Consider the following 21,073-nt stretch of genomic DNA (forward strand, 5'->3'; position numbering starts at 1 on the left):
GCCATAATGACGGATCAAAAAGAAAACTCCGCCGTGGTTGAAGAGACCAGGGAGGCCGTGGAGACCACGCCACAGCCAGAAGCACAAAAATCCACGAACGCCGAAAAGAAATCCGGCGGCGCGAAAACCAGCCTGGTGCTGAGCGGCGTGGCGATCGCGATTGCGCTGGCGGCAGGCGTGGGGCTGTATGGCTGGGGAAAACAGCAGGCCGTAAATCAAACCACCGCCAACGACACGCTGGCAAATCAACTGGTTACACTACAAAAAGCGCAGGACGATCAGAAAACACAATTCGATGCCCTGCTGAAACAACAGGCCGCACAGCTTGCCGAGGCGCAGAATCAACGCGATGCGCTGGCGAAACAGCTCGATGAAGTGCAGCAAAAAGTGGCGGCCATTTCCGGTACCGATGCCAAAACCTGGCTACTGGCGCAGTCTGACTTCCTCGTGAAGCTGGCTGGCCGCAAGTTGTGGAGCGATCAGGATGTCACCACCGCCGCCGCGCTGTTGAAAAGCGCCGACGCCAGTCTGGCCGACATGAATGACCCGAGCCTGATTAGCGCCCGTCGCGCCATCACTGAAGATATCGCAAGCCTGGGCGCGGTTTCTCAGGTGGACTACGATGGCATCATCCTGAAAGTAAATCAGTTGGCGAATCAAGTGGATAACCTGCGTCTGGCGGATAACAACACCGATGATTCCCCGATGGATGCCGATAGCGATGAGCTCTCCAGTTCTATTGGCGAGTGGCGCGTGAATCTGCAAAAAAGCTGGCAGAACTTTATGGATAGCTTTATCACCATTCGTCGCCGCGATGAGACCGCCGTTCCGCTGTTAGCACCGAATCAGGATATCTATCTGCGGGAAAATATTCGCTCGCGCTTGCTGGTTGCCGCACAGGCTGTACCGCGTCATCAGGAAGAGACTTACAAACAGGCGCTGGATAACGTGTCGACGTGGGTTCGCGCCTACTACGACACCGACGATGCCACCACCAAAAGCTTCCTTGATGACGTTGATAAACTGAGCCAGCAGAGCATCACCATGAACGTGCCGGAAACGCTGCAAAGCCAGCCGATTCTGGAAAAGCTGATGCAGACGCGCGTGCGTAATCTGATGGCGCAGCCCGCTGCGGCCGCCCCGGCTGAAACGCCTGCCCCTGCCGCGCCTCAAGGAGAGTAAACATGTTGAAAGTTTTATTACTCTTCGCACTGCTGATCGCCGGGATCGTCGTCGGCCCGATGCTCGCCGGGCACCAGGGTTACGTGCTGATCCAGACGGATAACTACAATGTCGAAACCAGCGTCACCGGGTTAGTGATCATTATGATCCTCATCATGGTGGTGCTGTTTGCCCTGGAATGGGTGCTGCGTCGCATCTTCCGCACCGGTGCGCATACGCGCGGCTGGTTCGTAGGCCGCAAACGCCGCCGCGCGCGTAAGCAAACGGAACAGGCGCTGCTCAAACTGGCAGAAGGCGATTACCAGCAGGTTGAGAAGCTGATGGCGAAAAATGCCGATCACGCCGAACAGCCGGTGGTGAACTATCTGTTGGCCGCCGAAGCCGCCCAACAGCGCGGTGATGAGGCACGCGCCAATCAGCATCTGCAACGCGCAGAAGAGAATGCCGGCAATGATTTGATTCCGGTTGAAATCACCCGCGTGCGTTTACAGCTTGCGCGCAATGAAGATCACGCGGCACGCCACGGCGTCGATAAGCTGCTGGAAATTACTCCGCGTCATCCGGAAGTGCTACGTCTTGCCGAGCAGGCTTACATCCGCACCGGCGCATGGAGCTCCCTGCTGGATATCATCCCTTCCATGGCGAAAGCCAACGTGGGTGATGAAGCCCATCGTGCCGCGCTGGAGCAACAGGCGTGGATTGGCCTGATGGATAAAGCCCGTGCCGACGAAGGAAGCGAAGGGTTACGCAACTGGTGGAAAAACCAGAGCCGTAAAACGCGCCACGAAGTGCCGCTTCAGGTAGCCATGGCGGAGCACTTAATTGAGTGTGACGACCATGACACGGCGCAGCAAATCATCATCGACGGGCTGAAACGCCAGTATGACGATCGTCTGGTGTTGTTGATCCCGCGTCTGCGCACCAATAATCCGGAACAACTGGAAAAAATGCTGCGCCAGCAGATTAAGAGCGTTGGCGATCGTCCACTGCTCTGGAGCACGCTGGGCCAATCGCTGATGAAACACGGCGAGTGGCAGGAAGCGAGCATCGCTTTCCGCGCCGCGCTTAAACAGCGCCCCGATGCCTTCGACTATGCCTGGCTTGCCGACACCCTCGACCGTCTGAAAAGGCCGGAAGAGGCTGCGGCGATGCGCCGCGATGGATTGATGCTTACCTTGCAAAATAATCCACCGCAATAATCACTGCTTCAGGGGGCCAATCGGCCCCCTTTTTTAGCCATAAAAAAACGCCTGCTCACAGGAGCAGGCGTTAAAACAGGTCTTTATGACAACAATGGGTGCTTCACTCAACGTTATGTCCATGGTGTCTGATGAGGCCTGAGCGACATCTGTCATCGGACGATAAGCACCGTAAACGGCTCTGCGTCATTCCTGAGTTTATGAGGCCAGAAGGCGAGCATAAGAGATGGAATGAGCATCTACGGCGCGCATTATTGCACACACTTTGACACAAAATCATCCCCTTTCTGAAGGAATGGGATTTTTCTGTACAAAAATTGTATTTCTTTTCTACCCCAATCAAATAACATGATATTTATTTTATAAATTCATTTGGAGAATAAATAATAAACGCCCATTCATTAAAAATATAATTATGGGTATATTTAATAATTGAATTCATATGAAATATAAATAAATCATTCGCAAAAAATTAAAAACCGCAATAATAATCAAAGAGATGCCATTCCATTATCTTACAAATCATACGTCTGGAGAGTAGGATGATGAAGCGCATGATCTTTTATCTCTACAGAAATTTATATTTATGCGCCTCACTGCGAAATTACTCCTTCATGTGGAAGATATGAAAACGGAGCATTAATAATGGACTTTTCTTTTTCACCAAAATTGCTTGTTGTCGCGATGGCTGCAGCCCTTCCTGTCCTGGCCTACGCTGCGGATACAACAGCTTCCGCCACCGCGCGTAAAGGCTTTGCGGGATACGATCATCCTAACCAGTACCTGGTTACCCCGGCAACCAAAATTGCCGATAACATGATGCCGGTTATGCAGCATCCGGCGCAGGACAAACAAACTCAGCAGAAACTGGCTGAATTGCAGAAAAAAACCGGTAAGAAACCGAACGTGGTGATTTTCCTGCTGGATGATGTCGGCTGGATGGACGTCGGCTTTAACGGCGGCGGTGTGGCGGTGGGCAACCCAACGCCAGATATTGACGCCGTCGCCAGCCAGGGGTTAATTCTCACTTCTGCCTATTCGCAGCCAAGTTCTTCTCCAACCCGCGCCACTATTCTGACCGGGCAGTATTCCGTTCACCATGGCATTCTGATGCCACCGATGTATGGCATGCCTGGCGGGCTGGAAGGGCTCACCACGCTACCGCAACTGTTGCACGATCAGGGCTACGTGACGCAGGCCATCGGTAAATGGCACATGGGCGAAAATGAAGGCTCGCAGCCGCAGAATGTCGGCTTTGACGATTTCCGCGGCTTTAATTCGGTATCGGATATGTACACCGAGTGGCGTGACGTGAACGTTAACCCGGAAGTGGCACTCAGCCCGGCACGTTCGGAATACATCAAAAAACTGCCGTTCAGCAAGGATGATGTTCACGCCGTACGCGGTGGTAAGCAGGAAGCCGTTGCCGATATCACGCCGAAGTATATGGAAGATCTCGATCAGCGCTGGATGAAATACGGCGTCGACTTTATCAATAAGATGGCGAAGAGCGATAAACCATTCTTCCTCTACTACGGTACGCGCGGTTGCCACTTCGATAACTACCCGAATGCGAAATACGCGGGCAGTTCTCCGGCGCGCACCTCCTACAGCGATTGCATGGTTGAGATGAATGATATCTTCGCCAATCTGTATAAAACGCTGGAAAAAACCGGTCAGCTCGAGAATACGCTGATTGTTTTCACCTCCGATAACGGCCCGGAAGCGGAAGTGCCGCCGCATGGTCGTACGCCGTTCCGCGGCTCTAAAGGATCAACCTGGGAAGGCGGCGTGCGCGTACCAACGTTTGTTTACTGGAAAGGAATGATTCAGCCGCGTAAATCTGATGGCATTGTCGATCTCGCCGACCTGTTCCCGACCACGCTGGATCTGGCCGGGCATCCGGGCGCGGAAGTGGCGAAACTGGTACCGAAGACCACCTTTATCGATGGCGTAGACCAGACCTCGTTCTTCGTAGGCGACAATGGTCAGTCTAATCGTAAGGCCGAGCACTATTTCCTGAATGGTCAGTTGGCGGCGGTTCGTATGGATGAGTTCAAGTACCATATGGTCATCCAACAGCCGTATGCCTTTACACAAAGTGGTTATCAGGGCGGTTTCACCGGCGCCGTGATGCCAACCGCCGGCTCAATGGTCTTTAACCTCTACACCGATCCACAGGAGTCTGATTCTATCGGGGTGCGTCATATCCCGATGGGTGTGCCGCTGCAAACAGAAGCGCATGCCTACATGGAGATTCTGAAGAAGTATCCACCTAAAGTGCAGATCAAACTGTAACGCATGGACACAAGCCCGCCGATCATCAGCGGGCTTTTTTATTTTTGCGGAAAAATCAGATGCGCCTTCATGATATCGCTGGCCGGGCGGCCGCTGGCGATCAGGTCGCGCATCGCTTTCAGATAGGGTGGTAAATGGCGGAAGTAGTGACGGAATCCCTCGCAGAGATAGTTTATATCGCCGTCATTTCCGGGCATAAAGCGATGCCTGGGACAACCCCCCCAGCACGCTTTTAATACGTCGCACTGCTTGCAGGCCAATGGCAGGCGCGCATATTTATCCTGCCCAAACTGCTGCTGAGCGGGAACATCAATCATATCTGCAAAGGTGTGGTGATGAAGATTGCCGAGATGATATTTCGGGTAAACGTAGTGATCGCAAGCGTAAACATCGCCGTTATGCTCCACCACCACCGAGCGTCCGCAGGTGGGCTGATGATGACAAACCGCGCCTGGCGCGCCGACAAAGTTAGCGAATGCCCATTCAATGTTCATTACAAAGACAGTGCCAACATCGCGCTGGATCCAGCGTTCGAACACCGCCGTCAGGAATTCACCGTACGCTCTCGGACGGACTGACCATTCCGTGACCCCCTCTGCCGCGCTTTCGCTTCCGGGCCCATGCAAAGAAAGGCCTGCTTTGGCTTCCCACGTTCCGGCTTGTCGCTCAACCACCGGAATAAACTGGATAAACTGCACCCCAGCCTCGCAGAGAAAATCATACACTTTTCGCGGTTCCAGCGCGCTTTGCCGGTTTACGCAGGCCAGCACGTTGTAGTCAACGCCGTGTTTTTGGAGTAACGACAGTGCGCGCATCACCAGCTTGTGCGTCGGCTTTCCGCCTTTGGTCAGGCGATATGCATTGTGAATATCTGCCGGGCCATCCAGCGACAGGCCGATTAAAAAGTGATGCTCCAGGAAAAAGGTACACCACTCATCATCCAGCAGCACGCCGTTGGTTTGAAAACTGTTACTGATGCGCCGACCCGCGCCATATTTCGCCTGTAATGCCACTGCACGCCGGTAAAAGTCTAGCCCCAGCAACGTCGGCTCACCTCCTTGCCAGGTAAACGCCACCTCAGCCTGCCCTTCAACGGCAGCAATATAGTTTTTGATGTAAGCATCCAGCGTCGCATCGTTCATCCGCGAGCACGTACCAGCGTCGGAATAAAGCGCCTGCTTTTCCAGGTAGAAACAGTAAGTACAGTTGAGGTTGCATTCGGATCCGCTGGGTTTCGCCATCGCATGAAACGCGCGGATTGGGATCTGGTGTGACATCGTCGCCATCCTTAAGCATCAGAATCCGCCATCATAGTGATATGCAGATTTGCGAAAGGGGCGTTTTTTGCGAATGGCGGGAAATTCAGAAATGTGCGCGATGCGCAGAAAACAAAAAACCCCGCCGAAGCGGGGTTCAAAATTGGTCGGCGAGAGAGGATTCGAACCTCCGACCCACTGGTCCCAAACCAGTTGCGCTACCAAGCTGCGCTACTCGCCGAAATACTGCTTTTTGAATTTTTAGTTCAATCTTTAAAGTCGTGGTGCGAGGGGGGGGACTTGAACCCCCACGTCCGTAAGAACACTAACACCTGAAGCTAGCGCGTCTACCAATTCCGCCACCTTCGCATTGTCACAACTTTTAAATAATGGGGTGGCTAATGGGATTCGAACCCACGACAACTGGAATCACAATCCAGGGCTCTACCAACTGAGCTATAGCCACCACTGCAAATCTTTTACGCGGTTATCAAAACCACCGCAGCTCCAGCACCGGGTAAATGGTGCGCCCGACAGGATTCGAACCTGAGACCTCTGCCTCCGGAGGGCAGCGCTCTATCCAGCTGAGCTACGGGCGCTTAGCGCCGTTGCGGGGTCGGATAATACGGACTTCCCACCCCGCTGTCTAGTGCCTTTTTAAAGAAAATTATCGTTTGCTCAGGGTTTGTGCGTTTTGTCGCTTATTTCTCCACTTTTTGCAGATCCACTCCCCGATTCAGGCCAAAAACTTTATAAACCAGGGTAACGGCCACTAAAAAGAGGATCCCGACAAACAGCGACATGCGGGTATCTTCGTTAATTCCCATGCCGATCAGCACACAAACCAGGAACGCCATCGTTAAATAGTTGGCCCACGGGAAGAGCAGCGAGCGGAACGGATGGCTGGCAATCGCTTCTTTGTGCGCGCGACGGAAGCGAATCTGGCTAATCAGAATCACAAACCACGGTACCATGCCCGGCAGAACGCTGGCGCTATACACATAAACAAACACGCGCTGCGGGTTTGGAATGATGTAGTTGAGGCAGGAGCCAATCAGCAGAATCACAATAGAGAGCGCAACCCCCGCCGCCGGAACACCGCTGCGCGAAACTTTCGCCATCGCCGCAGGAAGCTGACGGTTCTTCGCCAGCGCGTAAAGCATACGGCCACAGCTGTACATCCCGCTGTTACAGCCGGAAAGTGCCGCCGTCAGTACTACAAAGTTAATAATTCCCGCCGCGGCCGTAATACCAATTTTGGCGAAAGTCAGGACAAACGGGCTGCCGTTAGTGCCGATTTCATTCCATGGGAAGATGGTGACAATGACAAAGATCGCACCGACATAGAAAATCAGGATACGCCACAGCACCTTACCTACCGCGCTGCGCAGGGTGACCTGCGGGTTTTTCGCTTCACCTGCGGTCATGCCGATTAATTCAACGCCCTGATAGGAGGCGACCACGATACAGAGCGCCGTCAGGAAGCCTTTCCAGCCACCCGCAAAGAAGCCGCCGTGTGCCGTGAGGTTTTCAAAACCAATCGAGTGGCCGCCGTTACCGAAGCCGAAGAAGATCACGCCGAGGCCAATCACAATCATCACTATGATGGTGGTGACTTTAATCATCGCGAACCAGAACTCAATTTCACCGTACAGGCGCACCGCCGCCAGGTTCGCCAGCGCCACCAGCCCGACGGCAATCAACGCCGGTATCCACTGCGCCATCTCCGGGAACCAGAACTGTACATAGACACCAATGGCGGTAATTTCCGAGATCCCCACCGCCATCCACATAAACCAGTAGGACCACGCGGTGAGATAGCCAAAGAACGGGCTCATATAGCGGTGCGCGTAAACGGCGAACGACCCGGTGACCGGCTCGATAAACAGCATTTCGCCCATTGAACGCATAATGAAGAAGACAAATACCCCAGCCAAAATGTAGGCCAGCAGTACTGACGGACCAGCCCACTTAAGTGTACTTGCAGCACCCATGAACAAGCCGACACCAATGGTGCCGCCAAGGGCGATTAATTCAATGTGACGGGCTTCCAGACCGCGCTGGAGCTCCGGTTTTTTCTCTGCCATAAATCCTCTTGTGTTTGCATGATTTCCGGTCATTGCCGGTTATTTTTATGTGTAAAACGCATAACGCTTACAGGTAGGGGGATATCAAAAAACAGACGGATTTTCCATCAAGGGTGCGAATGGTTTAACAATTTTTGATAAATGGCAAACAAAGTATTAAATATGCGAATGAATCGCGCAAATATTGCGCAATCATTCACATTTTCAGGAAAGGATTACAGCTGATTGGTGTAGTGCCAGCGCAGATAGCGCAACAGGCGGAGCTGGCGGGTAATGCGGCTCGGCTGTGAAAGCAGACGGTAAAGCCACTCCAGCCCCAGATTCTGCCAGAACTTCGGCGCGCGCTTCACGTGGCCGGTAAAGACATCGTAGGTGCCACCCACGCCCATATAGAGCGCATCCGGATAGATTTCACGGCAGTCACGCATCAGGATCTCCTGCTTAGGCGAGCCCATAGCGACGGTGACAATTTTCGCCCCGCTGTCGCGAATGCGCTCAAACAGCGCCTGCCGTTGTTCCGGTTTAAAATAGCCGTCCTGCGTGCCGACCAGATTCACATTCCACTGCTGACGGAGCTTCGCTTCCGTTTGGGCCATCACTTCCGGTTTCCCCCCCACCAGAAAGACTGGCGTACCCTCTCTGCCCGCCCGTTCCATTAAGGCTTCCCAGAGATCGGCTCCGGCCACGCGCGAGACGTCCGCCTGCGGGTATTTTTTGCGTACCGAGCGCACCACGCTGATGCCATCGGCGTACTTATATTCCGCCGCGTTAATAAGCGTGCGGACGTCGGCGTTATCTTCCGCCGTCAGCATTTTCTCGGCGTTAATCGCCACCAGCGTGCCGCTTTTGAGCTGCCCATCGGCATAAAGAAAGTCCAGCGCATGCTGCATGTTGCGCCAGCCGACAAGCTTCAGACCGCGCAGCTCGTAGGTTGGCGCGGTATGTGAATCAGTCATGAGTATCCTTTTCAAACATGCTTAAGCTGTTTAAATCGCTGGTGAACCAGCCCCGCGCTTTCAAACAGCCAGTACAACAGTTTTGCCACCAGTAAACAGAGGCCAAAAACAACCAGGAAAAAGACCACGCGCGAAACAAATGAATCCAGTCCTTCCCTCGCCAGCACGATCATATTGAAGATAGCGCCAAAACAGAAACTGTGCAGAATGGCCGCTTTATAGCGGTTGGTCTCTTCATTACCCAGCATGTAGAGCCAGTCGAACCACTTAATGATAAGCCCCACCACCACCGCGCCCAGTGGGATAAACCACACGCCGCCCATCACCACCAGCGAACCAATCAGCGTCGGGGAAATTGCCAGCCCGGAGTGGTTATTCAGCACTTCCCAGGTGAAGTAGTTGGCGGTATTGAGCACAACGCCGGGACGGTCTGGCCACAGCCAGGTTGGAATGAAGACATAGAAGTCGCGCGCAATCGGCGCCAGCCCCTGGAAATCAATTTTGTCGTAGTTCTGCAACAGCAGCGCCAGGTTTTCCCACGGCGAGAAAGTATCACGCGTCAGATAAAGGAACGTGTAGAACGCTTCGTCGCCACTCACGTTCATGCCATAGCGCTTCAGCGCCAGCCAGAACATGCCGACAATCCCCATCACGCCCGCCGCCACCAGCATCCACAACGAGATCCAGCCGCGAATAATGCCAATAAACAGGAAGATGGCGAAGGCGATAATAATGTTGGCGCGCGTGCCGCCGACAATGGCGTAGGTCAGTAAACCAAATGCCACGGTGCTGAGCAGGAAGAAGATCCACGCTTTCCAGCCAGGACGCAGGAAGTACACCACCAGCATCGCCGGAATAAAGAAGTAGAAGAAACGCTTCAGTGCTACGCCGGACACTTCGCTGGAGAAAATCTGGCTGTACGAGCGCAGCTTAAACAGCAGGAAGCCGTTATGCATAAAGAAGATGCCAACCGTCAGTAGCGCCAGCCCCATCAGCAGGATCCACGTCAGGTTAGTCTCTACCCGGTTCATGGTGAACAGCGGCCTGCGCGGTACGCCGGACGACGCCGGACGCAGGCGCGTTTTATAACTCACGTAGTACACGGCGTAGAAACAGACCGAGGCCAGCAGCGTTTGCAGCAGAACTTCCGGCGGCGCAACGCCCACGTCAAAGCGGAACACCAGCGTACAGGTGAGCGGGAAGCCGAAGAAGAACGTGAGTAGAAACAGCAACGAGAAGAAAACGTTGAAGTTAAAACGCACCCGACGAAACTCAAACCAGGTGAGCGTGCCGATAAACAGTGACGACAGCAGCCACACCACAAACAGGCCAGTGAATTGCATTTCCGTCATGTCGGCTCTCCGGCGGCTAAACGCAGGGCACGATGCCAGGGCCCCAGATAGTTCGGACGGAAGAAAGTAATCGCGCTTTTATCCACCAGCGCCAGTTGACGCTGGGCCTCACGCACAACCGCTTCATCCAGCGCGTCTTCCGTAAACAGAACCGGGATGTGCTGCTCAGTCATATCCTGCCAGAAGGGATTCTGCCGATTGAGCACGCAGGGTACACCCGCCTGAATCAACAGACACAGCGTGCCAATGCCCTGCTGGCGGGCAAAAATAAAATAGCCCAGGTCGCAGCGGCGTAATAACGCCAGATAGTCGTCAAATTCCAGCTTTTCGCTGAGAATTTGCAGATTCATTTCGCTAAACAGCGCCAGCCCGGCGGCACGCACCTCATTAATGTACGCGTCGTTATTGGCCGGATAGCCCATCGGCACAATTACCGTGACCGTGTCGCCAAACTGCTGATGTACCGCTTTTAACGCGGCGATATGCTCGTTACTGCGATCGCCGGAGTTCCCTACCAGAATGGTGAGTTTCCCGCTACGCGGCGCGCCCGGTGCCAGCGTATTTAACGCCGGATCCATGCGTGTCGGGAAGTAAAGCAGTTCACCGTGTACGCGAGGGTGTATACGAGCAAAATAGCTGAGATCGCCGCGCGTGGCGAATACACATCCCACCCGCGCCTGTGCCATGCGGCGCAGCGGATAGAACAGACGGAACTTCAGCCCCTGAGAGACTTCGTAGAGATCCGCCCCCCAAATGTGCCAGTTAAACTGCGCAGGTTTGATACCGCCACTCAGCAGCGCCAGCCACAGGCCCGTATTGAACTGGCCGTGGAAAAAGAAATGCTGCGCGCGTGATGCCTTCGCCCGCGCGACCACCGCTTTTGCCAGCGTCGCTTTATCGGGGTAGCACTCGATGGCCAGAGCGGTGTATGTCGCCACCAGGCTTTCGTCACGACTCACCACCATAAACTGGCGCGCATGTTCGCTGGTGCCTGCCAGTTCTTCAGAAAAGAAGCGGAGTACGGTCTGGTTGTGGTGAGGGATATCCGATCCCAGAACATGTATCAGTGCTGTCATAGCCGTTTACGCCAGATTAAAAACGCGCCGCAACAAAGGGCGAAATAAAAAATGTAGGTTGCCATATAGGCTTGTGCCGCGCCCAGCGCGCCATGCGCCGGTATCAGCCAGTGTGAAAACGCAGTAAGCAGCGTAAACTGGCTGATTTCCGCAAGGATATACAGGCGCAGCGACGCTTTGGCAATCACCAGATAACCAAATACGTAAGCGCCGACTTTCAGCACATCGCCCACCAACTGCCACGCAAACAGGTCGCGCATAGCGGCAAACTTCGCGGAGAAGAGCAGCCAGATAGCGAAATCGCGCAATATCCAAACGGTAAAACTCGCCGCCGCGACGGCGGGTAAGACAAACTTAAGGGATCGGAGGATTTCACGGGTAATCTCCGATTTTCCTGTCAATCGCGATAACGTAGGCAGCAAATAGACGCTAAAAGACGCCGTAATAAATTGCAGGTAAGCATCGGATATACTGCTTACCCCCTGCCAAATCCCCACTTCATTCCAGCTATAATGCGCCGCCATCAGGTTTCGCATCATCACATACGCCACGGGAAGCGTAACCGAGGTGATGAGCGCCATCAGGGTGAATTTGCCTAATTGACCGGCAAGCCACGTGTCCCACCGCGGCTTCAGGTATCCCCACGGAATGGTGCCGCGACGCGTCAACATGACCGCCGCCGGGATAACGATCAGCGCCGGAACCAGCGCCAGGCCGAGCAGCGCGCCCTGATATCCACCAAAGAGATAACAGGCGTAATAGGCAACAACACCAATAAAACTCCCGGCAATCAGGGAGAGCGCATTGCCCGCCGCATCGCGAAAGCCTTTCATCAATGCCAGCAGCAGGTTTGCCCACGCGATGCCCATCTGTACCAGCGCAACCAGACGCACCAGCCCCTGATATTCCGTATGACCAAACAGCGCCTGGCTGACAGGTGCTGCAGCCAGCAGGAAAACGAGAGCGAGTAGCGTGGAGAACCCCAACACCATCGCCGACGAGGTACCGACCACTTTACGCAGTTGTGTCGGGTCGTCATGATGCTGGGCAACAAATTTAGTAACGCCGTTAAAAATCCCCGCGCCCGCCAGCACGCCTAATACAGTGACCAGCTGACGGAAGTTACCCGCCTGCCCCACGCCCGACGGCCCGAATGAGACCGCCAGCAGTTTGACCACCAGCAGGCCAACACCAATTTTTACCAGCGTGGACGCGGCGGTCCACACGGAAGCTTTAGCCAGTGACATATCAGGCGAAGTAGTTCAGCAGCGTATTGATCACCGTGCGCTGATTGACCGCCGCCAGATTGTAGAACAGCGGCAGACGGAGCAAACGCTCGCTTTCCTGGGTGGTGAAGCGATCTTCCCCATGGAATTCGCCAAACTTCTCACCTGCCGGACAGGTATGCAGCGGAATGTAGTGGAAGACCGCCAGAATTTCGGCTTCTTTCAGGAAAGCGATAAGCTTGCTGCGATCGTCATTATCACGCAGTTTGATATAGAACATGTGCGCATTGTGACCGCAGTTTTCCGGCACCGACGGCAGTTCAATACGCCCGGATTTCGCCAGCGGTTGCAACGCGTCATAGTAGGTTTGCCATAGCGCCAGGCGCTGTTGGTTAATACGTTCCGCCGCTTCCAGCTGTGCCCACAAATAGGCCGCCTGGAGATCGGACATCAGGTAGCTCGAGCCGATATCACGCCAGGTGTATTTGTCTACCAGGCCGCGGAAAAACTGGCTGCGGTTGGTGCCTTTCTCGCGGATGATCTCCGCACGTTCCACCAGCGCTTTATCGTTGATTAACGTCGCGCCGCCTTCTCCGCCTGCGGTGTAGTTTTTGGTTTCATGGAAGCTAAAGCAGCCAATATGACCGATAGATCCCAGCGCGCGGCCTTTATAGGTCGACATCACGCCCTGTGCAGCGTCTTCAACGACAAACAGATTATGCTTTTTCGCGATGGCCATAATGGTGTCCATTTCACAGGCCACGCCTGCGTAATGCACCGGCACAATCGCGCGGGTTTTATCGGTGATTGCTGCTTCGATCAGCGTTTCATCGATATTCATGGTGTCTTTACGCACATCCACGAAGACAATTTTGGCTCCGCGCAGGACAAACGCGTTGGCGGTAGAAACGAAGGTGTAGCTGGGCATGATAACTTCGTCGCCCGGCTGGATATCCAGCAGCAGCGCCGCCATCTCCAGCGATGCGGTGCAGGACGGCGTCAGCAGCACTTTCGCGCTGCCAAAATGCTGCTCCATCCACTGCTGGCAGCGGCGGGTAAAACCCCCATCGCCGCACAGTTTGCCGCTGCCCATCGCGGATTGCATATAGTCGAGTTCGGTTCCCACCACCGGCGGGGCGTTAAATGGAATCATGGTGTCACCTGTATAACCAGTATGCGGTGCTGACAATATTCGCCCCGCTTTGAATGTAGCGTTTCAGTGCTGCGGTATTGCCGATTTGCGTCGCAACCCGCAGCGTCGACAGGCCGCGCGTCTGCGCCCAGTATAGTGCTGCCTGCATTAATTCTGCGCCCGCGCCGCGCCCGGCCAGCAGGCCAATACGCGCCTCACTGGCGTTCAATTTACGTAGCGAAACAAATGCGCGGATCGTGCCGTCATCGTGGCGGAAAACCAGACATTGATCGTCGAACGCGCCTTTTACCGCGTTTTCAATCCACTGCGCGTAAAACCGCCCGCTGGCGTCGATGGCATACCACGGCGCGCGAAAACGGCTTTGCGCGAATGCCTGTGCGGCAAGCTGTCGCAGTTGCGGAATATCGTCAACCGTCGCCACCCCGGCAGATGAATGGGCAACGGCTTTAACCGTCAGCGCCAAATCGACCTCGCCTTCCACCAATTGAAAACCCAGCTGTTGTAATGCATCCAGCCGATCTGTCTGATGAGCGGCGATTTTAGCCTGCACGCGCGACCAGCCGTTGAGTGCTTCCGGCGTCAACGGTTCGGCCTGTTCGTCAAAACAAACCTTCGCGCTGTTGATGCCGAAGAACTGGTTTTCCCAGTTCAGCGGCTCAATATTGGCGCGGACGGGCACGGAGCAACTCCAGCAGATATTGGCCGTAGCCGGTTTTGGCGAGCTGAGCGGCGGCGCGCTTAACGCCTTCGTCATCAAGCCAGCCGTTACGCCAGGCGATCTCTTCCAGGCAGGCAATTTTGAACCCCTGGCGTTTTTCCACTGTCTGCACAAACATACTCGCTTCGATCAGGCTGTCGTGCGTACCGGTATCAAGCCAGGCAAAGCCACGCCCCAGCAGCTCGACGGTGAGTTTTCCCTCTTCCAGGTACATCTGGTTGATAGAGGTAATCTCCAGTTCACCGCGTTCGGAAGGTTTTACCCGTTTCGCGTACTCCACCACATTGCTGTCATAGAAATAGAGGCCGGTTACCGCCCAGTTGGATTTTGGCTGCTTAGGTTTTTCTTCCAGCGAAACCGCGCGAAAGTTGTCGTCAAATTCCACGACGCCAAAGCGTTCCGGGTCCATCACCTGATAGCCAAAGACCGTTGCGCCTTCGGTTCTTGTGGCGACACTGCGTAATTTCGGGCTAAAGCCCTGACCAAAGAAGATGTTATCGCCCAACACCAGGCAAGAAGGTTCGCCGTTGAGGAACGTTTCGCCAATGATAAACGCCTGCGCCAGCCCATCCGGGCTCGGCTGTTCTGCATACTCGAGATGAATACCGAACTCGCTACCATCGCCCAGCAGGCGCTGGAAATAGCCTTTATCTTCAGGCGTGGTAATGATCAGAATGTCGCGGATCCCCGCCAGCATCAGCACTGACAGCGGATAGTAGATCATCGGCTTATCATAAACGGGCAGTAGCTGTTTCGATACGCCGCGCGTAATAGGATGCAGGCGAGTACCGGACCCGCCTGCCAGGATAATACCTTTCATCCGTTTTCTCCTCCGGGTTAACCCTTCAGACCTAAACGTTCGCCCTGATAGCTGCCGTCCTGCACCTGTTTCCACCAGGTTTCGTTGGCAAGATACCATTGCACGGTTTTGCGCATTCCGCTTTCGAACGTCTCTTCAGGCACCCAGCCCAGTTCACGTTCGATTTTCGATGCATCGATTGCATAACGCAGGTCGTGCCCCGGACGGTCAGCAACATAAGTGATGAGATCGCGATAGTGTGCAACGCCCTGCGGCTTGTGCGGCACCAGCTCTTCAAGCAGGGCACAAATAGTCTCGACCACCTCAAGGTTTTTACGTTCGTTATGGCCGCCAATATTGTAGGTTTCGCCAACGGCACCTTTTGTCGCTACCCGATACAGCGCGCGCGCGTGGTCATCCACATACAGCCAGTCGCGGATCTGCTGACCATTGCCATAAACCGGAAGCGATTTCCCCGCCAACGCATTGAGGATCATCAACGGAATCAGTTTTTCCGGGAAGTGGTACGGGCCATAGTTGTTCGAGCAGTTCGTAATGAGCGTTGGCAGGCCATAGGTACGCAGCCATGCGCGCACCAGATGGTCGCTGCTTGCCTTCGACGCGGAGTAAGGGCTGCTGGGCGCGTAGGGCGTGGTTTCGGTAAAGAAATCATCGGCGGAATGCAGATCGCCATACACTTCATCGGTCGAGATATGATGGAAGCGAAATGCGGATTTCTTCTCATCAGCCAGCGTGTTCCAGTAGCTTCTCGCCGCTTCCAGCAACGTGTAGGTACCAACAATATTGGTTTCGATAAAAGCCGCCGGGCCGTCAATAGAGCGGTCGACATGGCTTTCCGCCGCCAGATGCATCACCACATCCGGCTGGTATTCGCCAAAGACGCGCGTGAGCGCCGCGCTGTCACAGATATCAACCTGCTCAAACGCAAAACGCTCGCTGTCCGCGACGGGGGCCAACGACGCGAGGTTCCCCGCGTAAGTGAGCTTATCGACCACCACAACAGAATCTGCCGTCTGTTCAATGATATGACGAACAACCGCCGAGCCGATAAAACCGGCCCCGCCAGTGACCAGAATTCGTTTCAACGCCACACCCCTTTCGCATCGACGATAAACGACTGAGTGACGTTCCTGGCGGCGATGGCTTTAAATTCATTGTGATCGACCAGCATGACGATCACGTCTGCCTGAGCCAGCGCATCGTCGGTAGAAACCAGCGTGCATAGCCCGTCGAGTTTTTTCGGCAACTGATGAATATTCGGTTCAACGACCAGCGTTTCACCGGCGTGCCATTGGGCAATCAGTTCGGCGATTTCCATGGCCGGGCTTTCACGCAGGTCATCAATATTCGGTTTGAATGCCAGGCCAAAACAGGCAATTTTCAGTTCGCTGGCACGTTTGTTGGTCGCCGCCAGGCAATCCGCCACGTTGGCTTTAACCTGATCAATCACCCAGAACGGTTTGTGATCGTTCACTTCGCGAGCGGTGCGAATCAAGCGCGCCTGCTGCGGGTTCTGCGCCACGATAAACCACGGATCGACAGCGATGCAGTGACCGCCCACACCAGGGCCCGGTTGGAGGATGTTTACGCGCGGGTGACGATTCGCCAGACGAATCAGCTCCCAGACGTTGATCCCCTGATCGGCGCAAATCAGCGACAATTCGTTAGCAAAGGCGATGTTTACGTCGCGGAAGCTGTTTTCCGTCAACTTGCACATTTCTGCCGTGCGAGCGTTAGTGACTACACATTCGCCTTCAAGAAAAATGTTATACAACTCGCTGGCACGCGCGGAGCACACCGGCGTCATACCACCAATCACGCGGTCATTTTTGATAAGCTCAACCATCACCTGCCCTGGCAATACGCGCTCCGGGCAATACGCGATATTGATATCCGATTTTTCGCCAGCCTGCTGCGGGAAGGTGAGATCCGGGCGAAGATCGGCCAGCCACGCGGCCATTTGCTCCGTCGCGCCTACCGGCGAGGTCGACTCAAGTATCACCAGCGCGCCTTTTTTCAGCACTGGCGCAATCGACTTCGCCGCCGCTTCAACAAAGATCATATCCGGTTCATGATCGCCTTTAAACGGCGTCGGTACCGCAATCAGGTAGGCATCGGCTTCAACTGGCGTGGTGGTCGCACGCAGATGTCCCGCGCTTACCGCTGTCTTCACAACGCTGTCGAGGTCTGGCTCAACGATATGAATTTCGCCACGGTTAATTGTATCAACCGCGTGCTGGTTGATATCCACACCGACGACCTCTTTTTGCCGGGATGCAAAGGCCGCCGCAGTAGGGAGGCCAATATAACCAAGACCAATTACCGAGATGGTTGAGAAACTCATAGCGTTACCTGATTATTTTTAAGGGCTGATAAGATACGTTCGCATGCCTGGCCGTCACCATACGGGTTATGTGCCCGGCTCATCGCCTGATATTCGTTTTCATCGTGCAACAGGCGCGACACTTCGTCGACAATCCGGCGGCTGTCGGTGCCCACCAGGCGTACCGTCCCCGCGTCAATCGCTTCCGGGCGCTCGGTGGCGTCACGCATCACCAGCACCGGTTTGCCCAGTGATGGTGCTTCCTCCTGAATTCCACCGGAATCGGTGAGAATCAACCAGGCGTGATTCATCAACCAGACGAAAGGCAGATAATCCTGCGGCTCAATCAGAATGACGTTTTTCACATGCCCCAGGATGCGGTTCACCGGCTCGCTAACGTTCGGGTTGAGATGCACTGGGTAGACAATTTGCACATCCGGATGGGTGGCCGCGATTTCAGCCAGCGCGTGGCAAATATGTTCAAACCCGCGGCCAAAACTTTCGCGGCGGTGACCGGTAACCAGAATCATCTTTTTACCGTTCGCTAAGAAAGGATAGCGCCGGGAGAGTTCATTACGCAGCGTTTCGTTGTTCAGCACGCGATCGCGCACCCAAAACAGCGCATCGATAACCGTATTACCGGTGACAAAAATACGCGTGTCGGCAATGTTCTCTTTCAGCAGATTCTGGCGCGACGTTTCCGTCGGCGCGAAGTGATACATGGCCAGATGCCCGGTCAAAGTACGGTTGGCTTCTTCCGGCCACGGGGAGTAGAGGTTACCCGTACGCAACCCGGCTTCTACGTGACCGACTGGGATACGTTGATAGAACGCGGCCAGACTCGCGGCTGCGGTGGTGGTGGTGTCGCCGTGCACCAGCACGACATCCGGTTTGAATGATTCCAGAACCGGCTTTAATCCTTCAAGGATTCGACAGGTAATTTCCGTCAGCCCCTGACCCGGACTCATAATGTTGAGGTCGTAATCAGGGACAATAGAGAAAAGATTTAGCACCTGATCGAGCATCTCTCGATGCTGTGCGGTGACACAGACCTTGGCCTCAAAATGAGGATCTCTTGCCAGCGCATGAACCAAAGGCGCCATCTTGATCGCCTCCGGACGCGTACCAAATACAGTCAGTACTTTCACATCGATTCTCTTCGATTGGATGAGACAGGCCCATCGCCTTTCATTAAGACGATGCTGTTACTGGACGCGACGACGCGTCAGCGCAACACCCGCACCGACCAGCGCACCCACGATACCCCACATCGCCATCAGGAATGCGCGGCGTGGACTGGTGCGTTTTACAGGTTCTTCTGGCGTACGCAAATAACGATATGTCTGAAAGCGCGGGTCGAGTGTTGGCCCAACATTGAGCGTGTTGAGCATAGCGCGACCCTGATCGTACTCCAGATCGTAGGTCGGCCCGCTGGCCTGAAGGTTTTCCAGACGCGCCTGTAACATCGGGCGGCCCAGCATAAACAGTTCGGAATCCGGCAGCTCTTCGGCGGGAACGTCGGTTTCGCTGCGGGAAATATTGTGTTGCTCCGCGACTTTCAGTGCAGACTCGACACTGTGAATGCGGCGATTAAAGATGGTCTGCGCCACTTCTTCCTGGCGTTTCACCTGCGCTTTCATCTGAATAGTCCGCGCAGCCCAGGCACCTTTAAGCTCATCGTTAAGATGACCCGCCGCACGCTGGCTGGCGAATGCGACATACTGGCGCAAGAGGTTGTTGGCGTCCGGCGCGGTTTCCGCCGTCAGCTTCACGCTGTCGCTGACACTTTTAAGCACGTCACCCGGCATAAACTGAATGTCGTTGATAAGCTCATCAAGCAATGCCGCATCGGCGCGAGAATTGCCTACCATACGCTGCTTGTAATAATCGGTCTGCGACCAGAAATCGCGGCGCGTATCCCAGGAGGCGAGTTGCATAATGAACTCTTTGTACGCCTCATCCATTACTGAAGGCTGGATAGTGCCCGCCGGGCTCGCCTTCGCATCCAGATTACGCAGGAATTGCTGTTGGGAGTAGTAGCCACCCAGCATGTTTACCGTAGGACGATCGGTAATCGCCGTCGCGCTCCACTCCTGACGGGCAAAAAAGGTATAAATCAGGACGATGACGGCAAAGAGAACCGCAAAGCCAATAATCCAACGTTTTCCCGACCATAACGTGCGAAACAGACCGCGAATATCCAGTTCATTCTCAGCACTCTGCGATTGTGCTTTCGGTAATGGTTGAGTCATTACATCCCCAGTATTACTTGGTTAAGTTTTGTGTTTTGCCACTGTTGCGGCGCATTCTTCGCTTCACGCGCTTGATAAAACGCGCCACTTTCCACGCTCTTTTGATGCAATAACCATACAGGAAAAAAGCGACCAAAAATAATATGAGCATGGCCCATTCCGGGACGAAATGCGTATACTCGGCAGCCACGCCGATTGAGGCCAGAAGCGCAGCGGCAAGCGTAATGAGTACAAATGCCTGACGGGAAGTAAAACCGGCGCGCATGATCAGGTGATGAATATGCTGACGGTCTGGTGAGAAGGGGCTCATTCCTTTGCGCAGACGACGATACATGATGGCCACCATGTCCATCAGCGGGATAGCGATAATCCACAAGGCGGTAACCGGGCTGATAGGATGGCGCTGACCCTGCGTGGTTTCCAGCAGGATCCAGATAACGGTGAAGCCGATAAGCGTACTGCCCGCATCGCCCATAAAGACTTTATAACGGCGGCCAAGGATACCAAGGTTAAGCATGATATACGGCAGAATGGCGGCAATCATCGCAAAGCACCACATTGCCAGGCTGGTCTGACCGTCAAACCACAGAATCAGTCCCATCGCCGCAAAGGAAACGCAGGAGAGCCCACCCAGCAGCCCATCAATGCCATCCACCATATTAAAGGCGTTGATAGCGGCCCATACGGCGAACAGCGTGAGGAAGAAACCGAACGGCCCCAGCACCAGTTCCCAGGAACCGAAGATATAGCCCAGGCTGCTAAGATAGAGTTTGCCCACCACCATCATCACAATGCCAATCAGCGCCTGAATCGTGGCGCGAATTTTCACACTGATATCAAAACGGTCGTCCAGCGCACCGATAAATACCAGAACGCCGGCGCAGGCCAGGTAGAGTTCAGCGTGAGGGATGTAGTAATCCACGATACCGAAGGTGAAGCAGATCCCTGCATACACAGAAATCCCACCAACCAGAGGGATTAAACCCTGGTGGCGCTTACGGTAGTTAGGTTTGTCCACCAAACCCACTTTTTTTGCTGCTTTACGCGCAAAGAAGAGGAACAAGGTCGTGAACAGAAAAATACTGATCAGATCAGCACCAACGGTAAGCAAACTCACAATATAAACTCGCAGAGAATATTAATAGCGAAAGTATACCCACGATACGCCTTCATCA

17 protein-coding genes and 4 tRNA genes are annotated in these 21,073 nt (G+C 54.4%); 3 read left to right on the forward strand and 18 right to left on the reverse strand.

Annotated elements, in window-relative coordinates; translation table 11 throughout:
• The first annotated feature begins 6 nt into the window (after nucleotides 1-6).
• From hemX to ACOXYR_RS20740, 3 genes are all read left to right on the forward strand, one after another.
• Nucleotides 7-1,182 carry a uroporphyrinogen-III C-methyltransferase gene (gene hemX, locus ACOXYR_RS20730; protein ID WP_421356217.1) on the forward strand — a complete coding sequence of 392 codons (1,176 nt, stop codon included), beginning with the start codon at nucleotides 7-9 and terminating at the stop codon, nucleotides 1,180-1,182.
• Nucleotides 1,183-1,184: 2 nt separating this feature from the next.
• Nucleotides 1,185-2,381, forward strand: coding sequence for a protoheme IX biogenesis protein HemY (gene hemY / locus ACOXYR_RS20735; RefSeq protein WP_113859148.1), 1,197 nt, complete (start codon nucleotides 1,185-1,187; stop codon nucleotides 2,379-2,381).
• A gap of 645 nt (nucleotides 2,382-3,026) precedes the next feature.
• Entirely contained in the window at nucleotides 3,027-4,679 is a 1,653-nt protein-coding gene (locus ACOXYR_RS20740) for a sulfatase-like hydrolase/transferase (protein WP_421356216.1), read from the forward strand.
• A gap of 38 nt (nucleotides 4,680-4,717) precedes the next feature.
• Here the strand turns inward: ACOXYR_RS20740 and ACOXYR_RS20745 are convergent, their stop codons facing one another.
• From ACOXYR_RS20745 to wecA, 18 genes are all read right to left on the reverse strand, one after another.
• The gene (locus ACOXYR_RS20745) at nucleotides 4,718-5,956 is read right to left on the reverse strand and encodes an anaerobic sulfatase maturase (RefSeq protein WP_421356215.1); all 1,239 of its coding nucleotides are present in this window, start codon (nucleotides 5,954-5,956) and stop codon (nucleotides 4,718-4,720) included.
• 143 nt (nucleotides 5,957-6,099) lie between these two features.
• Nucleotides 6,100-6,176, reverse strand: a tRNA-Pro gene (locus ACOXYR_RS20750).
• A 41-nt stretch (nucleotides 6,177-6,217) separates the two neighbouring features.
• Nucleotides 6,218-6,304: transfer RNA gene (locus ACOXYR_RS20755), tRNA-Leu, on the reverse strand.
• Nucleotides 6,305-6,325: 21 nt separating this feature from the next.
• Nucleotides 6,326-6,401 (reverse strand) — tRNA-His (locus tag ACOXYR_RS20760).
• Between the two features lie 56 nt (nucleotides 6,402-6,457).
• A tRNA-Arg gene (locus ACOXYR_RS20765) sits at nucleotides 6,458-6,534 on the reverse strand.
• A gap of 102 nt (nucleotides 6,535-6,636) precedes the next feature.
• On the reverse strand, nucleotides 6,637-8,022 hold the full coding sequence (gene thrP, locus ACOXYR_RS20770; RefSeq protein ID WP_108476916.1) for a bifunctional threonine/serine APC transporter ThrP: 1,386 nt from the start codon (nucleotides 8,020-8,022) through the stop codon (nucleotides 6,637-6,639).
• 215 nt (nucleotides 8,023-8,237) lie between these two features.
• Nucleotides 8,238-8,978 (reverse strand): lipopolysaccharide N-acetylmannosaminouronosyltransferase, encoded by a 741-nt coding sequence (gene wecG / locus ACOXYR_RS20775; protein ID WP_113859151.1) that lies wholly within the window; start codon nucleotides 8,976-8,978, stop codon nucleotides 8,238-8,240.
• 11 nt (nucleotides 8,979-8,989) lie between these two features.
• Nucleotides 8,990-10,330 (reverse strand): ECA oligosaccharide polymerase, encoded by a 1,341-nt coding sequence (gene wzyE, locus ACOXYR_RS20780; protein WP_415729252.1) that lies wholly within the window; start codon nucleotides 10,328-10,330, stop codon nucleotides 8,990-8,992.
• Nucleotides 10,327-11,406 carry a TDP-N-acetylfucosamine:lipid II N-acetylfucosaminyltransferase gene (locus tag ACOXYR_RS20785; RefSeq protein WP_421356214.1) on the reverse strand — a complete coding sequence of 360 codons (1,080 nt, stop codon included), beginning with the start codon at nucleotides 11,404-11,406 and terminating at the stop codon, nucleotides 10,327-10,329. The genes wzyE and ACOXYR_RS20785 overlap by 4 nt, the downstream gene beginning before the upstream one ends.
• Nucleotides 11,403-12,653, reverse strand: coding sequence for a lipid III flippase WzxE (wzxE, locus tag ACOXYR_RS20790; protein WP_421356213.1), 1,251 nt, complete (start codon nucleotides 12,651-12,653; stop codon nucleotides 11,403-11,405). Before wzxE ends, ACOXYR_RS20785 begins: the two co-directional genes overlap by 4 nt.
• A gap of 1 nt (nucleotide 12,654) precedes the next feature.
• A complete protein-coding gene (rffA, locus tag ACOXYR_RS20795) occupies nucleotides 12,655-13,785 on the reverse strand; it encodes a dTDP-4-amino-4,6-dideoxygalactose transaminase (RefSeq protein ID WP_189624491.1) in 1,131 nt (376 codons plus the stop codon).
• A gap of 4 nt (nucleotides 13,786-13,789) precedes the next feature.
• Nucleotides 13,790-14,464 carry a dTDP-4-amino-4,6-dideoxy-D-galactose acyltransferase gene (rffC, locus tag ACOXYR_RS20800; protein ID WP_421356212.1) on the reverse strand — a complete coding sequence of 225 codons (675 nt, stop codon included), beginning with the start codon at nucleotides 14,462-14,464 and terminating at the stop codon, nucleotides 13,790-13,792.
• Complete coding sequence (gene rfbA / locus ACOXYR_RS20805) at nucleotides 14,442-15,323, reverse strand: glucose-1-phosphate thymidylyltransferase RfbA (RefSeq protein ID WP_421356211.1); 882 nt, start codon at nucleotides 15,321-15,323, stop codon at nucleotides 14,442-14,444. The genes rffC and rfbA overlap by 23 nt, the downstream gene beginning before the upstream one ends.
• Nucleotides 15,324-15,340: 17 nt before the next feature.
• Nucleotides 15,341-16,408 (reverse strand): dTDP-glucose 4,6-dehydratase, encoded by a 1,068-nt coding sequence (gene rffG, locus ACOXYR_RS20810; protein WP_421356210.1) that lies wholly within the window; start codon nucleotides 16,406-16,408, stop codon nucleotides 15,341-15,343.
• Nucleotides 16,405-17,667: a UDP-N-acetyl-D-mannosamine dehydrogenase gene (gene wecC, locus ACOXYR_RS20815; RefSeq protein ID WP_421356209.1), complete on the reverse strand. Its 1,263-nt coding sequence runs from the start codon at nucleotides 17,665-17,667 to the stop codon at nucleotides 16,405-16,407. The genes rffG and wecC overlap by 4 nt, the downstream gene beginning before the upstream one ends.
• The gene (gene wecB / locus ACOXYR_RS20820; RefSeq protein WP_350435814.1) at nucleotides 17,664-18,794 is read right to left on the reverse strand and encodes a non-hydrolyzing UDP-N-acetylglucosamine 2-epimerase; all 1,131 of its coding nucleotides are present in this window, start codon (nucleotides 18,792-18,794) and stop codon (nucleotides 17,664-17,666) included. The genes wecC and wecB overlap by 4 nt, the downstream gene beginning before the upstream one ends.
• A 57-nt stretch (nucleotides 18,795-18,851) precedes the next feature.
• Nucleotides 18,852-19,898 carry an ECA polysaccharide chain length modulation protein gene (wzzE, locus tag ACOXYR_RS20825; protein WP_350435815.1) on the reverse strand — a complete coding sequence of 349 codons (1,047 nt, stop codon included), beginning with the start codon at nucleotides 19,896-19,898 and terminating at the stop codon, nucleotides 18,852-18,854.
• 13 nt (nucleotides 19,899-19,911) lie between these two features.
• The gene (gene wecA / locus ACOXYR_RS20830; protein WP_113859160.1) at nucleotides 19,912-21,015 is read right to left on the reverse strand and encodes a UDP-N-acetylglucosamine--undecaprenyl-phosphate N-acetylglucosaminephosphotransferase; all 1,104 of its coding nucleotides are present in this window, start codon (nucleotides 21,013-21,015) and stop codon (nucleotides 19,912-19,914) included.
• Between the last annotated feature and the right edge of the window lie 58 nt (nucleotides 21,016-21,073).

This window comes from Pseudocitrobacter faecalis, from assembly GCF_965231525.1.
Classification (GTDB): Bacteria; Pseudomonadota; Gammaproteobacteria; order Enterobacterales; family Enterobacteriaceae; genus Pseudocitrobacter; species Pseudocitrobacter faecalis.

Bases quoted from the DNA above. Each gene is read 5' to 3' on its own strand.
- thrP (WP_108476916.1), bottom strand. From the start codon at position 8,022: ATGGCAGAGAAAAAACCGGAGCTCCAGCGCGGTCTGGAAGCCCGTCAC.
- rffA (WP_189624491.1), bottom strand. From the start codon at position 13,785: ATGATTCCATTTAACGCCCCGCCGGTGGTGGGAACCGAACTCGACTAT.
- wzzE (WP_350435815.1), bottom strand. From the start codon at position 19,898: ATGACTCAACCATTACCGAAAGCACAATCGCAGAGTGCTGAGAATGAA.
- ACOXYR_RS20740 (WP_421356216.1), top strand. From the start codon at position 3,027: ATGGACTTTTCTTTTTCACCAAAATTGCTTGTTGTCGCGATGGCTGCA.
- hemY (WP_113859148.1), top strand. From the start codon at position 1,185: ATGTTGAAAGTTTTATTACTCTTCGCACTGCTGATCGCCGGGATCGTC.
- rfbA (WP_421356211.1), bottom strand. From the start codon at position 15,323: ATGAAAGGTATTATCCTGGCAGGCGGGTCCGGTACTCGCCTGCATCCT.
- wzxE (WP_421356213.1), bottom strand. From the start codon at position 12,653: ATGTCACTGGCTAAAGCTTCCGTGTGGACCGCCGCGTCCACGCTGGTA.
- wecG (WP_113859151.1), bottom strand. From the start codon at position 8,978: ATGACTGATTCACATACCGCGCCAACCTACGAGCTGCGCGGTCTGAAG.
- ACOXYR_RS20745 (WP_421356215.1), bottom strand. From the start codon at position 5,956: ATGTCACACCAGATCCCAATCCGCGCGTTTCATGCGATGGCGAAACCC.
- hemX (WP_421356217.1), top strand. From the start codon at position 7: ATGACGGATCAAAAAGAAAACTCCGCCGTGGTTGAAGAGACCAGGGAG.
- ACOXYR_RS20785 (WP_421356214.1), bottom strand. From the start codon at position 11,406: ATGACAGCACTGATACATGTTCTGGGATCGGATATCCCTCACCACAAC.
- wzyE (WP_415729252.1), bottom strand. From the start codon at position 10,330: ATGACGGAAATGCAATTCACTGGCCTGTTTGTGGTGTGGCTGCTGTCG.
- wecC (WP_421356209.1), bottom strand. From the start codon at position 17,667: ATGAGTTTCTCAACCATCTCGGTAATTGGTCTTGGTTATATTGGCCTC.